The organism is Synechococcus sp. MIT S9509, assembly GCF_047303035.1.
GTDB lineage: Bacteria > Cyanobacteriota > Cyanobacteriia > PCC-6307 > Cyanobiaceae > Synechococcus_C.
Window position 1 is genome coordinate 209,347 of record NZ_CP138940.1, and the last position, 12,708, is coordinate 222,054.

The 12,708-nt window shown below is 55.5% G+C and carries 11 protein-coding genes; 5 read left to right on the forward strand and 6 right to left on the reverse strand.

Annotation, left to right across the window (positions count from 1 at the left end; genetic code table 11):
- Window positions 1–26: 26 nt before the first annotated feature.
- Complete coding sequence (locus tag SIB73_RS01145; protein ID WP_413403605.1) at window positions 27–1,334, forward strand: flavin monoamine oxidase family protein; 1,308 nt, start codon at window positions 27–29, stop codon at window positions 1,332–1,334.
- Between the two features lie 78 nt (window positions 1,335–1,412).
- Here SIB73_RS01145 and SIB73_RS01150 read toward each other — a convergent pair whose 3' ends face one another.
- A complete protein-coding gene (locus SIB73_RS01150; protein WP_413403604.1) occupies window positions 1,413–2,546 on the reverse strand; it encodes a hypothetical protein in 1,134 nt (377 codons plus the stop codon).
- 156 nt (window positions 2,547–2,702) lie between these two features.
- On the opposite strand from SIB73_RS01150, the gene SIB73_RS01155 reads away from it, so the two are divergent.
- The gene (locus SIB73_RS01155; RefSeq protein WP_413439673.1) at window positions 2,703–3,749 is read left to right on the forward strand and encodes a neuromedin U; all 1,047 of its coding nucleotides are present in this window, start codon (window positions 2,703–2,705) and stop codon (window positions 3,747–3,749) included.
- Between the two features lie 185 nt (window positions 3,750–3,934).
- Window positions 3,935–4,762 (forward strand): formylglycine-generating enzyme family protein, encoded by an 828-nt coding sequence (locus tag SIB73_RS01160; protein WP_413439674.1) that lies wholly within the window; start codon window positions 3,935–3,937, stop codon window positions 4,760–4,762.
- On the opposite strand, the gene SIB73_RS01165 is transcribed toward SIB73_RS01160, so the two are convergent.
- Window positions 4,754–5,122, reverse strand: a complete 369-nt coding sequence (locus SIB73_RS01165) for a hypothetical protein (RefSeq protein WP_413403600.1) — start codon at window positions 5,120–5,122, stop codon at window positions 4,754–4,756. The two genes, SIB73_RS01160 and SIB73_RS01165, sit on opposite strands and share 9 nt — an antisense overlap.
- 284 nt (window positions 5,123–5,406) lie before the next feature.
- On the opposite strand from SIB73_RS01165, the gene SIB73_RS01170 reads away from it, so the two are divergent.
- Complete coding sequence (locus tag SIB73_RS01170; RefSeq protein WP_413403599.1) at window positions 5,407–7,812, forward strand: arylsulfatase; 2,406 nt, start codon at window positions 5,407–5,409, stop codon at window positions 7,810–7,812.
- An 81-nt stretch (window positions 7,813–7,893) separates the two neighbouring features.
- Here SIB73_RS01170 and SIB73_RS01175 read toward each other — a convergent pair whose 3' ends face one another.
- Genes SIB73_RS01175 through SIB73_RS01185 form a run of 3 tightly spaced genes read right to left on the reverse strand, consistent with a single transcriptional unit; the run spans window position 7,894 to window position 9,810 of the window.
- The gene (locus tag SIB73_RS01175; RefSeq protein WP_413403598.1) at window positions 7,894–8,502 is read right to left on the reverse strand and encodes a hypothetical protein; all 609 of its coding nucleotides are present in this window, start codon (window positions 8,500–8,502) and stop codon (window positions 7,894–7,896) included.
- Between the two features lie 9 nt (window positions 8,503–8,511).
- Complete coding sequence (locus SIB73_RS01180) at window positions 8,512–9,384, reverse strand: bile acid:sodium symporter family protein (protein ID WP_413403597.1); 873 nt, start codon at window positions 9,382–9,384, stop codon at window positions 8,512–8,514.
- Between the two features lie 45 nt (window positions 9,385–9,429).
- A complete protein-coding gene (locus tag SIB73_RS01185; protein ID WP_413403596.1) occupies window positions 9,430–9,810 on the reverse strand; it encodes a YidH family protein in 381 nt (126 codons plus the stop codon).
- Window positions 9,811–9,974: 164 nt separating this feature from the next.
- Here SIB73_RS01185 and SIB73_RS01190 point away from each other — a divergent pair, with 164 nt between their 5' ends.
- Entirely contained in the window at window positions 9,975–10,334 is a 360-nt protein-coding gene (locus SIB73_RS01190; RefSeq protein ID WP_413403595.1) for a DUF1622 domain-containing protein, read from the forward strand.
- Window positions 10,335–10,387: 53 nt separating this feature from the next.
- Here the strand turns inward: SIB73_RS01190 and SIB73_RS01195 are convergent, their stop codons facing one another.
- Window positions 10,388–12,706, reverse strand: coding sequence for a sulfatase-like hydrolase/transferase (locus SIB73_RS01195; protein ID WP_413403594.1), 2,319 nt, complete (start codon window positions 12,704–12,706; stop codon window positions 10,388–10,390).
- Window positions 12,707–12,708: the final 2 nt, after the last annotated feature.

The window sequence follows — 12,708 nt, forward strand, 5'->3', positions numbered from 1 at the left end:
AGTCAGAACCCTGTTCTGATTGTTGGATGAAAACGATGAAAACCGTTGATGTTGTGGTGATCGGTGGCGGCTTTGCCGGCGTCACCGCTGCCCGGGATCTGCAGAAGCGTGGATTCAAGGTGCTGGTGCTTGAGGCGCGCGATCGTTTGGGTGGTCGCACCTGGAGCACCGATCGCAATGGATTCCATGTGGAGCTTGGTGGCACTTGGATTCACTGGACTCAGCCCTTTGTGTGGGCCGAAAAGGAACGCTACGGCCTCGAGATTCAGGAAACCCCCGGCTGTGTCGCTGAGCGGGTGGCGATCAAAGTGGATGGGCAGGTTCAGGAGTTGCGTGAGGATCAACTCGTTGAGTTTGTGTCTGGTTTTGAGCAGTTCTTCGCTGAAGCTCAACAGGTGTGGGAGCGCCCCTACGACTCCCATTACAACTGGCCCGCGATTGAGCAACGCGATTCCCTGAGTGTGGCCGATCGTCTCGCTTCCCTGGATCTCACCCCATTGCAGCGCACCAGTATTGGCGGCTTTCTGGAGATTCTGTCGATGAATCAGCCCGAGAACGCCTCCTATCTGGAGATGATGCGTTGCTGGTCGCTCACAGGCTGGAACTATTCACTGTTCAACGACTCTGCAGCCCGCTACAAGCTCAAGCGTGGCACCGGCGCTCTGCTGCAGGCGATGGTCAGTGATGGTGGTTTTGATGTGATGCTCGACACCACTGTGGCGTCTGTTCAGCAGACGGCCGATGGTGTTTCCGTCACGACGACCACTGGTGAGCAGCTGACCGCCAAGCGCGCCGTGGTCACCGTGCCGCTCAATGTGCTGCACAGTGTGGAGTTCGATCCACCGCTGAAGCCAGTGAAAGTGGAGGCCTCCAAGCTCAAGCATGTGGGCGGTGGAGCCAAGGTCTTTTTCGAAGTGGAGGGTGATCCAGGTGCGGTGATGACCCTGTCAAGATCAACCGACTCTGCGCTGATCGGCAGCTTCACCTATCAACGCGGTGAGCAGCGTTCGGTGTTGGCCGGTTTCAGTCTGGAACCAGGCGCACTTGAGAAACCCGTTGAATACTGGCAACCGGTTCTTGAGGAGTTTGTGCCCGGGATTCGGCTGCTTTCCACATTCGGGCACGACTGGGGCGATGACGCTCTCTCCCAGGGGAGTTGGTGCACCTATCGACCAGGCACTTTTGTTCGGTTCGCGGATGAACTACCGAAGCACGACAGCAATCTGTACTTCGCCTCCGGTGACCACGGTGAAGGCTGGCGCGGCTTCATCGAAGGAGCGATTTCCAGCGGGTCCAAGACCGCAGTGGCTGTGGCAGCGAGCCTCAACCACTGAAATCACCAATCATTGCAGGGTTGTTAATGAGTTAACAGCCTTGACCGATCAAAAGCCCTGAACGATCAACAGCCTTGATCAATCGAACAGCCAGCGCAGGCCGAAATTGATGCCGCTCTGCCTGGAGGTGTACCCATTCCCTGATCCACCGGCATAGTCGAGTCCGAAATACTTGTAGGACAGTGATGCTTGGGCAGAGTTGCCCAGGGCATAAGCGATTCCTGCCTGTGCTGTGCCTGTCAGATCACGTTCGCCGGCCAGCCCGAAACCACCGGCATCGAGATAGGCAAAGGCCTGCCAGTCTTCGCTGAGTGCGTAGGTGGCAAGCATGCCGATCAGAGGCTGCACCCAGGTGTTTGCCCATGTTCCACTGGCTGATTTTTCAAATTTCCTGGTCTCTTCCCTGTTGAGGAAGCGTCCGTCTGCGGAAAGTTTGGTTTTTCTTTCCACATCGATCGTTGTGGTCATCCAGCCATCAATGAATCGGGCGCCTACGAAACCCACGAAACTGGCACTGCCTTTTTCCATTTTTGGTTTCTGGATGTCGCCTGCCCGGTAGCGAACAGCCAGGTCGTAGATGAACTGACTGGTCTCGACGGTGGCATCAATTTTGTTCTTTGTATCAACCCTGATCCGATCAGACGAGAAACCAAGTGCGTTACGGACGCGATTGGTTGATTTCCATTTGGCGACGGTTTCTGATTGATAGGCGGCGCCATAGTTGACTCCTGAATAAATACCGAATCGCCCATATTCAGCAGAAGCTTTAAAGGTCAGTCCTGCTCTAGTCGTAGCAAAGACATCCGCCAGGGATGAATTCGCATTAATAGGATCTCCGCCATTGAGTTGAGTAGTTGTGTCGGTTGACAGTGGTGCAAATGCATAGAGGTCAAGATAAAAGCGCCATTCATCTTCCTCATCCTCTTCATCGTCAGCGCTTTCGGAAGCGCTGTCATTTGACTGACTCAGAACCAGGGGTTCCATAGCCATCGAACCCTCAGAATTGCTTTCATCGCTGATGCTCACAGCCGGAAGCTCATCTTCAACTTGATTGGCCGAAGCATCGTCAGCGCTGACTTCGGCTCTGTTGCCGTGTTCAATCAGCTCAGACACACCGGAGTCGTTGATGTGAACTTCTGCAGCTTCACCCTGAGGATGTGCGACGGCCTCGACGCAAAGGACGCTCAGCGGTGTGAGGAATGCGAGAGGCAAATACCGAACCACAGGAAAAATGGAGATTGGGCGAACCGTAGTGGCATGGCCGAAGTCGTGCAGCTCGATCTGATCCCGATCGTGCGGACTTTTTCGGCGCAGCCTTGGCCTTGTTGATGAAAGGGATTAAAGATCGCCTGTTTTTGTTTCAGATTGATGGGATCAATTTTCCGTGCAAGCCTCCGCTTTGTCGGGCTGATGAGCTTCGCGGCCCTTCTGATCCCCTCGACTGCTGAGGCGCGAGATCAATCAGGTTTTCTGGTCGATGAAGCGGTCGACTTTGATTTCACACCGCTGGTCTTGAGCGAACTTGAAGTCGCTCAGGCTCAATCAGGTTCTCAGGAGCCCGGCACGGACAACCAACCGGTCACAGTCACTCCCGGTGAATCCCCCGCCCAGGAAGATGCTGAACTGGCCAAGGCGGCACAGAACCCGATCGCCAGTTTGATCAGCCTGCCCATTCAGTGGAACAGCACTCCTAATTCTCAATGGGCACCCAACGTTGCCATTCCCTCAGCGGATCCTGATCAGCCAACGCGTTACACCAATTTCAAGCGCAATCAGACGCAGAATGTTGTCAACATTCAGCCCGTCGTTCCCTTCAAGGTGAGCGAAGGCCTGACCCTGGTGACGCGAACGATTGTTCCTCTCATCTCCCAGCCTTGGGCTCGTGGAACCAACATTCAGGCGCTTGGGGACATCAACCCCTCTGTCTTCTTCGTGCCCACCATGAAGGGGAACTGGACCATAGGCCTTGGTCCGACACTGGTGATCCCTTCTGCGACCGATAACCGGCTTGCTTCCGGTCGCTGGAGTGCAGGGCCTACGGGAGTGATCGTCTACAGCAAAGGCAAGGTTGTGACAGGTGGTCTGATCAATAACGTCTGGTCGTTCGCCGGAGGAGGAAAAAAAGACGTCAACAAGATGTTGATTCAACCATTCCTGAACTACAACTTGCCGAAGGGTTGGTATCTCACCAGTGCGCCGATCATCACCGCAAACTGGATGAATGAAGACAACAAGGGATGGACAGTACCCATCGGTGCGGGCGTAGGACGTGTCTTCACGCTGGGGACACAGCCGATCAACACCTCTCTCAGCGCTTATTACAACGTTGTCAAGCCTGAAATTGCTGGCCAGACCCTGACCGGTGACTGGACATTCAGGCTTCAGGCGCAGTTCCTGTTCCCCACCGGTGGTTGAATCACTGCCGAAGTGAAATTCAGTTGAATCAAGCAACCCATCGAAGCCTTAATGGCTTCAATGGGTTTATTTTTATGTTCAATGTTTTCAAACTGATCACAGTTCGTGATCCTCAACGTCGAAGGCTCTTCTTTTGAATATCCTCTGTTTATTAATCGATTGATATGACTGACCAACGCGATCAGATGATCACGATTCCCGCAGGTGAATACTCGCTCGGATCTGATTCCTTCTATCCGGAGGAAGCGCCTGTGCGCTCTGTTGAAATCAAATCATTTGCGATCGATCAAGCGCCGATCACAAACGCTGAATTCGCTCGTTTTGTCTCTGAGACCGGATATCTCACGGTGTCGGAGAAGCCACCCGATCCTGTTCTGTATCCGAATCTTCCACCCGATCAGCAGAAGCCTGAATCCGCAGTTTTCATTCCGCCTCCGGCATCCGTTGATCGCAATCAACCCATGTCGTGGTGGGCCTTGATTGAAGGCGCTGACTGGAGACATCCTCAGGGGCCGCAGTCCGGCATTGACGATTTGATGGATCACCCTGTGGTTCATCTGGCCTACGAGGATGCGCTTGCCTATGCCCAGTGGATTGGTAAACGCCTGCCGACCGCCGAAGAATGGGAGGTGGCGGCCAGAGGTGGCCTGGTGCAGCAGGACTACTCCTGGGGTGAGGATATGACGCCTGATGGTCAGTGGCTGGCCAATGTCTGGCAAGGCATGTTCCCCTGGTCGAATGAACAGGTCGATGGCTGGTTCTGGACATCTCCGGTGGGAAGCTTCCCCCCGAACGGCTACGGATTGGTTGATATGTGCGGGAATGTGTGGGAGTGGACCTCCACTGTGTTCCCTGTTGCCAAAGGTGAACAGGAACGCCGCATCATCAAGGGTGGATCCTTTCTCTGCGCTGAGAATTACTGCCACCGCTTCAGGCCGGCGGCTTTGATGGGGCAGACCACCGATACGGCAACCTGTCACATGGGGTTCCGTTGTGCAGCCGATTCAGCCTGAGGCATGGCTGGTCTGATCGCGAATCATCAGTGCGCCGAGCACCAGGTGAATGAGGGCACCGGCCCAGACGGCCGCCCCGCCCGATAGCTCCTGAGAGCCAAGAATGATCAGAAACACTGCGGCGCTGCAGTTGTAAACCAGCAGTCCACGTTTTGCTGGTAATGCACAGGGAGATTCCCAGCAGGCCACGCCAAGTCCGATTAGCGCCAGGCCGTAGAGCTGCATGAGTGCTTCAGCGGCTGCAGAGGATGCTGCGTTGAACAGCAAAGGCACCACCAGAGACGGAAGCAACAGCAGCGTGATGCCAGTGATCAGTTCAATGGCACTGGAGAGGCGGTAGAGCGTGGAGCGAGTGGTCAAGGCATCAGCCTCAATCAACAATCATTCGGAAAGTTAGACCTGCGCCGACTCATGGACCGGTGAGCTGGTACCGATTGTGCAGTTCTGCGTTGTCAGTGGTTCACCATTCGCTACTGCAGCTAGCAGAGGGTGTTGTCTCTATCGCTATGTGACTTTTGTGATTCGCGCCTCCTTAGAGGTTCCTCCAACCGGCTGTGTCCGTTGAGTTGAAGGCGAGTCATTCATTGACTTGTTCGCCTGTTCACTTCTTCATTCGCGTTATCAGCATGCTTGATCAAGTCAACGTGTCCAAACTGATCCGCCATCTCGCTGTGGGTAGTGGATTGCTGTTGCTCTCTGGCCTTTCCACCTCCTGTACGGATCAAAAGCAGGCCTTAAGCGGAAGCCTGGATCGCACCAATTTGCCGATTGCCGAGCCAAAGCCTGAAAAGGTCACCAAGGCTCTCCCTTCAGAGGTTCCATTGCCTCCGCAGTGGGAGGTGACGGCACCTGCCGATGCCCCCAATGTGGTGATCATCCTTCTCGATGATGTGGGCTTTGCATCACCCTCCGCCTTTGGTGGTGCGGTGAACATGCCGACGGCGGAAAAGCTGGCTGATAATGGACTGCGCTACAACAAATTCCACACCACAGCCCTCTGTGCGCCGACCAGGGCGGCTTTGAAATCCGGCCGCAATCACCACAAGGTGAATATGGGCTCGATCCCAGAGATCGCAACCGGTTACGCGGGAAATTCCACCGTGGTGCCGGACTATGCCCAGCCGGTTGCAGAGATTCTGAGGCTCAATGGCTACAACACGGCGGCCTTCGGCAAGTGGCATGAAACGCCGGGTCGGGAGACCACGGCAGCCGGCCCTCAGACCCGTTGGCCAACACGGCAGGGATTCGAGAAGTTCTACGGCTTTGTTGGCGCGGAAGACAACATGTGGGATCCAACGATCCACGATGGTGTCACCGTTGTGGATGCACCGAAGAAAGAGGGGTATCACTTCACTGCAGACATGACCGATCAGGCGATCGGTTGGATGCGGCAGCAGAAAGCGATCAAACCTGACAAACCGTTCTTTATCTATTACTCATCTGCCGGTTCCCACTCCCCTCACCATGTGAGCAAGGAATGGATTGCTAAATACAAAGGCAAGTTCGACGAAGGCTGGGATGTTCTGCGAGAGCGGAATCTTCAGAATCAGATCAAGGCCGGCGTGGTTCCTGAAGGCACTCAGATGGCTGAGGCGCCAGACAGTATTCCGAAATGGGACAGCCTTACGCCACAACAGCGAAAGATCTATGCACGTCAGGCCGAGGTTTTTGCTGCCTTCACCGAGTATTCAGATTATGAGGCTGGCCGGTTGGTTCAGGCGATCGACGATCTTGGCGAGCTTGATAACACGCTGGTGATCTATATCACTGGTGATAATGGTGCAAGTCCCGAAGGGGATCGAACTGGTCAGTGGAATTGGAATCACTACCTCAATGGCGTTCAAGAAACGCCTGACGAACAGGAGGCCAAGCTTGAGGAGTGGGGAGGGCCTACCACTTATCCCATGTATCACATGGGCTGGGCGATCGCCTTCAATTCACCCTTTGCTCTCTCCAAGCAAGTGGCCGGTGATTTCGGCGGAACACGTAACGGCACGGTGATTCATTGGCCGAAACGCATCAAGCAAGGTGGCGGTCTACGCACACAGTTCTCGCATGTGAATGATGTGGCTCCAACCATTCTTGAGGCGGCCAATCTGCCGATGCCCAAGACAATCAATGGCGTTCCCCAGATTCCCATGCAGGGGACCAGTCTGATCTATACCTTTGACAATCCAGATGCCAAAGAAAAGCACAATACCCAGTATTTTGAGATTATCGGCAACCGTGGCATCTACCACAACGGCTGGATGGCGCGGACAACAGTGATGTATCCCTGGATGGCGCCGGAAAGAATGAATCCGGTTGCAGACGACTCTGGTTGGGAGCTGTATGACACCACCAAGGATTTCAGCCTCTCGAATGATCTTGCCGATCAGGAGCCGGAACGTCTTGTGGCCATGAAGAAGAAGTTCATGGAGGAGGCCGTTGAAAATCAGGTGTTACCGCTGGATGATCGTCTTCTCGAGCGTCTTGTCCCTTCTGTTGCCGGTCGCCCCACATTGTTAGGTGATCGGACATCGATGGATTTGTATCCCTATTCCTGGAATATGGTCGAGGATTCGATCCTCAACGTGAAGAACACGTCCAGCAGCATCACGGCTCAGTTGGATGTGAAACCTGGTGAGAAAGAGAACGGAGTGATCTTCTCCCAGGGCGGTCGATTTGGTGGCTGGTCTCTCTACGTGGAGAACAATGTGCCTGCTTACACCTACAATTATATGGGTAAGTTGTACACCTTCACCAGTAACCAGCCATTGCCAGTCGGCCAATCACAACTTCGTTTTGAGATTGATTACGACGGTGGCGGTCCAGGCAAAGGTGCCGATGTGCGGATGAAGATCAACGATCAGGTGGTTGCCGTTGGTCGCATTGATCAGACCGTTGCTTCACGATTCTCGATTGATGAAGGTGCTGATGTTGGTCTTGACCGTGGCTCGGCGGTTACGGTCAAGACCATTGGTCCGCGTCGTTACAGCGCCTATGGCGGACAGATTGACAAGGTCACCCTTGAGATCTACCCCAAGGAGACTGATGCCAAGCAGGGCTGATTGATCTGAGTTGCTCACTGTTGGATGGTGATGTTGCTCTTCAAAGCGGCATCACCATTTTTTTGTGGGCTTCTGAACGGATTAATGCGGTTGATTGCGTTGGTAGGTTTTCAATCGATGGCTGATCCAGCCAGGACCCACCAGACCGAGAATGATGATCGTGAGTGTTGTGGTGAGACGACTGGAGAGTGCTCTTGCTTCCTCCAGTCCGTTGAACACAAAAGCGATGGAGACCAAAACTCCGAAGACACCGGTGAATGTTCCGCTGAGTGACTTGAGCAGGTCGCCGATCGAGCGGCCTTCCACAGCATCGGGATCGATGCCGATGTGGCGCCCCGCCAGAACACCTGTGATTCCCAGAATCACCACCAGAGCCAGTCGTTCCCAGGGTGAATAGGCGGCTGCAGTTTCGCCGGCCAGTTGCATCTGCTTCACCATCGCGGATGCCGTTCCCAGGTAACTTCCAGAGCAGAGCCCGATGCTTCCCCACCACTGCGCTGGTGTTTTGAGACGATTGCGCAATCGGCTCAGCAGAATCAGGAAGATGCAGCTGATCGTGACGTCCGCGAGCAGCGGTAAGTGCATATTGATGGCGTAACCAAGCCCAGCTCCCAGCAGCAAGGAAGCCATATCGGACCCCTTGCGAGGGTTCTGTTTCAGCAGCTGCCTCGGATCTGATGGGTTCTCCATTGACTCGGTTTAGCTCTCTCCTGTGATTGCATTCAGGGATGGATTGGCCTGGCGCCATTTCATAAACGGAGCAGACCCGATCGCCGTCACGACCACATAGCCAACCACGGCGGCTTTGAGGTCGATCGCATCAGGAGCCATGCCTTCAATGATGAGCAGTGCAAGGCCTGGATTGCGCATGGACAGCACCAGCGGCAGAGTGCTGCGTTCCTCGCTGTCATCGCCGGCGACGACGAATCCAAGCCCCAGGCCGATCCAGGTGAGGATGAACATCACCAGCGCACCCCTGAGATTGGCCATCAGCATCGGCGTCACCTTCGGCAGGGCCACGATCAGGATCAGGGCCAGCAGCACAAGAAGCAGGATGCTCGCGCCTTTCTGAATGACCGGATTCCAGCGTTCAGCCCACTCCGTACACCAACGCCGCAACGACACGCCGACCAGCAGCGGAATCAGCTGCACGGTGAAGACCTGATAGGCAACGTCTTTGGCGGCAACGCTCCAGATGGTTTCCCCGGCTTCCACCGGTAGCTGACTGACCCACAGCGGCACGCTGATGATGGCGGCAGTGGCTGACCAGAACTGCAGTCTGGTTGCCAGTTCGGGGTTTTGCGCCAGTTTTCTGCTCTTCAGAGCAATCATTGGAGCGCTGGGACAGATTGCCATCAGCATCACTGCAGTGGCAATGGAGGCAGGAAGGCTCTGGCCGATCGGAGTTCGCAGCAACAGCAGTGCGGCAAGCGGCATGGCGACGCAGGTCGCCAGCAAAACGCGAACAACAAGTGCCGGTCTGTGTCGCAGCACCCCAAACTCGAGGTTGGGCAGATTGAGGCCCAGCGACACCATGATGAAAAACAGGGCCAGTGAAATCAGGAGTGACATCGGAACATGAAAAAATTCGGTGGTGAGCTGACAATGGAGTGGGGCTCAGATGAATCCGGCCAGCAACAGCCCAAAGGCCATCACTCCGATCACCAGCACAGCTGATGCGGCCGCAATCGAAAGCGATGGCTCTTCGCGGTAGAGATAGGGGTCGTTACGGAGCCTGATCAGTTCGCGTTTGTGCTGACGCATGGCGATCAGCAGCGTGAAGATCCCGATGCCGATGAATCCCATCGACATCAGTTGCAGACCCATGTCGTTACTGGAGTCGGCGTCGCCGCCAGCGACCCGGATGGCGCTGATGATTTTGTCGAGACCGAATCCGAAACTGATCAAGGCAAGGGCCGTTCGGATCCAAGCCAGGGTTGTGCGTTCCGCTGCAGCTCGATTACGCGTTTTGGCCAGTTCCGTATTGGGATTGCTCATCCGAAGTGGAAGGCCTGACCACTGCAGACAGGGTAGAAATCGCTGCTGATTTAGTCACCCCTGAAAGCTCCCGATCGTGCTCAATTGCAGTGTCTGGAAGTTCGAAGCCTGGCCATTCTCTAAGCCTCCATTCACAATCATCGGATCTCTGCATTCGAGGATTGATGGAATGGGCTGAACATCTGCTGACACATTCAGCAAACGGATTGCGCTTGATTCTTGAGTGCCTTTCGGTGCTCTCTGTTGCGGTTGGCCTGGTTGCGGTATTCAGTCGCGGTGGGCCGCTGCGCCTGCGGGCGATTCCACCGCATCTCATGCAGCGGGGACCGCTGACCGCAGCACGCCTGACCTTCGGTGGATGGGTGGCTCTGGCTCTGGAGTTTCAGCTTGGCGCCGATGTGGTGCAGACCACCATCAGCCGTGAAGCATCGGCATTGATTCAGCTGGGTGCAGTGGCACTGGTGCGTACATTTCTGAATTACTTTTTGAGCCTGGAGCTCAAAGAAAAAGAGCAGACTCCGTGATGAAGTCTGCTTGCTGCCGTTGTTGATCGTTTGAGCGATCGTGACTGGCTGTCTCAGTCGGTGTAGTCCACGTTCATCTGATGGATGGTGCCGTTGAACTTGAACGGAGCACGCTTGCGGTAGTCCATGGAAACCGCCGAGCCCAGTGACTGACCGACATCAAGACAATCGTTGGCGGTGAACAGCAACGCAGCCACTCGGGGCACAATGCCGTCGATCACCTGTGTGCCATTGAGGGATGCCTTGATGGAAATGGCGCCCCTTGGATTGTCGTCGGTGTGCTGGGTGATGATCTCCAGTTTGTGGCGACCGGTTGGCAGCGGCTGGCTGGAGCGCAGCTTGGTGCGTTCAATGATGAACAGGTTGTACTCATAGATGAGCACTCCCTGATCCATGTACAGGGTGAGACCACCTGAATTGGCACCGAATTCGTAGAGCACACCAGTTCCATTTTCTGGAATCTCAAGGTCGAGCACAACTTTGTTGTTGAGGCAACCAAGCCGAGGTGCGCAGGGCTCTGGAATTCTGGTGATGTTGCCTGGAAGTTCCCAGGACTTGGCATCGGGTGCAACCTTCAGTTCCGGGTGGAAGATGACGGTCCAGAGTCCTCCTCCGATGGGAAGATTCTTGTATTTGGCCGATTCCACCAGGAACTGATTCTTCATCGCCTGCAGCTTCTCGGGATGCTGATCTGCGAGGTTATTGGCCTGGCTCCAGTCCTCCTCGAGGTTGTAAAGCTCCCACTCGTCAGTGTTCGGCGACCAGGTGAGGATGTCGGGGTCGACGCCTTTCACCCAGGGCAGGCGAGGACCAACGGCGCCAGCCATCCAGCCTTCGTGATAGATGGACCGTGATCCAAAGATGTCGAAGAACTGGGTCTTCAGTTCACCCGGTGCATCTGGTGCATTGAAGGCGTAGGCAAAGCTGGTGCCGTGAATGGGATCCTGCGTGACACCGTTCACCATTTTGGGTGGCGTGATTCCCACCAGCTCGTAGATCGTTGGCACCAGATCGTTGCAGTGGTGGAACTGAGCACGAGGCTTGGGATCCGGCTTGATGCCCTTGGGCCATTTGACCATCATGGGGTTACGGGTGCCACCGAAGTAAGACCCCATCAATTTCATGCCTTGATAAGGCGTGCTCCCCGCCCAGGCCCAGCCTGCGTGGTACATGTTGTCGACCAGATCGGAGCCAAGGGCATCGAGACCTCCCAGGTCGTCGAGCACCTTGATGTGCTCATCGATCTCCGTGGCCACGGAGTTCTGAGCAAGCAGCTCTGAGATGGTGCCATCCTGACCTTCACCGGAGGATCCGTTGTCTCCCCAGATGTAGACAACCAGGGTGTTTTCCTCATATCCGAGTCGTTCAATCTCGGAAAGGATGCGACCAACCTGATGATCCGTGTGTTCGGCAAAGCCAGCCAGCACTTCCATCAAGCGCGACTGGAAGGGTTTCTGATGATCGGGGATGGAATCCCAAGCTGCTAAGCGGGGGTGGCGTGGCGTGAGCTGGGCGTTCTCGGGAATCCAGCCTTTGGCTTTGGCATTTTTGAAAGCCTTCTCGCGATAGGCATCCCAACCCTCGTCGAACTTGCCCTTGTACTTATCAGCCCACTCCTTGTTCACATGGTGAGGACCATGCAGGGCGCCGGATGCCCAGTACATGTAGAAGGGTGCGTCCGGGCGGAGAGCTTTGTGGGTCTGCAGCCAGGTGATGGCGTCATCGGCCAGATCTTCACTGACGTGGTATTCCTTGCCCTCTTGTTTCGGAGGCAATACGACTGTTGTGTTGCGCACCAGATGGGGCTCGTACTGGGAGCATTCGCCGGCGAGGAAGCCGTAGAAGTATTCAAAGCCGAGTCCGGTTGGCCAGTTTTCGAAAGGACCTGCAGCCGTGGTTTCCGTCGAAGGTGTGTTGTGCCACTTGCCCCATGCTCCGGTGGCGTAGCCATAGTTGCGCAGAACGTCGGCCTGCAGGGCACAGCTTTCAGGAATCCGGCCTGAGTAACCATCCCAGTCGTTGGCTAATTCACAGATCTGGCCGTTACCCACGAAGGTGTGGTTGCGACCGGTCATCAACGAAGAGCGTGTCGGAGAACACATCGCTGTGGTGTGGAAGCGATTGAAGCCAACGCCACCGTCTTTGACCGCCTGAAGCGTGGGCGTGTGGATCTCACCGCCGAGGCATTCCGGCATTGCTGGACCGGCGTCGTCGATCAGCACCACAAGAATGTTGGGTGCATCGTCTGGAAGGTACCTGGGATCGGGGAGTGGGCTGTACGTCGAGTCCTGCATCGTCGTGCCAGCCTTGCTCCCCGACGGTTTGGCGGGGAAGGGCAGGATCGACCCGTCGACTTGTTGGCTTGTTGTCATGA

Coding starts and splice junctions, on each gene's coding strand:
- SIB73_RS01145 (WP_413403605.1), top strand. CDS start 27: ATGAAAACGATGAAAACCGTTGATGTTGTGGTGATCGGTGGCGGCTTT.
- SIB73_RS01185 (WP_413403596.1), bottom strand. CDS start 9,810: ATGAGCAATCCCAATACGGAACTGGCCAAAACGCGTAATCGAGCTGCA.
- SIB73_RS01155 (WP_413439673.1), top strand. CDS start 2,703: ATGGGATCAATTTTCCGTGCAAGCCTCCGCTTTGTCGGGCTGATGAGC.
- SIB73_RS01190 (WP_413403595.1), top strand. CDS start 9,975: ATGGAATGGGCTGAACATCTGCTGACACATTCAGCAAACGGATTGCGC.
- SIB73_RS01175 (WP_413403598.1), bottom strand. CDS start 8,502: ATGGAGAACCCATCAGATCCGAGGCAGCTGCTGAAACAGAACCCTCGC.
- SIB73_RS01195 (WP_413403594.1), bottom strand. CDS start 12,706: ATGACAACAAGCCAACAAGTCGACGGGTCGATCCTGCCCTTCCCCGCC.
- SIB73_RS01160 (WP_413439674.1), top strand. CDS start 3,935: ATGATCACGATTCCCGCAGGTGAATACTCGCTCGGATCTGATTCCTTC.
- SIB73_RS01180 (WP_413403597.1), bottom strand. CDS start 9,384: ATGTCACTCCTGATTTCACTGGCCCTGTTTTTCATCATGGTGTCGCTG.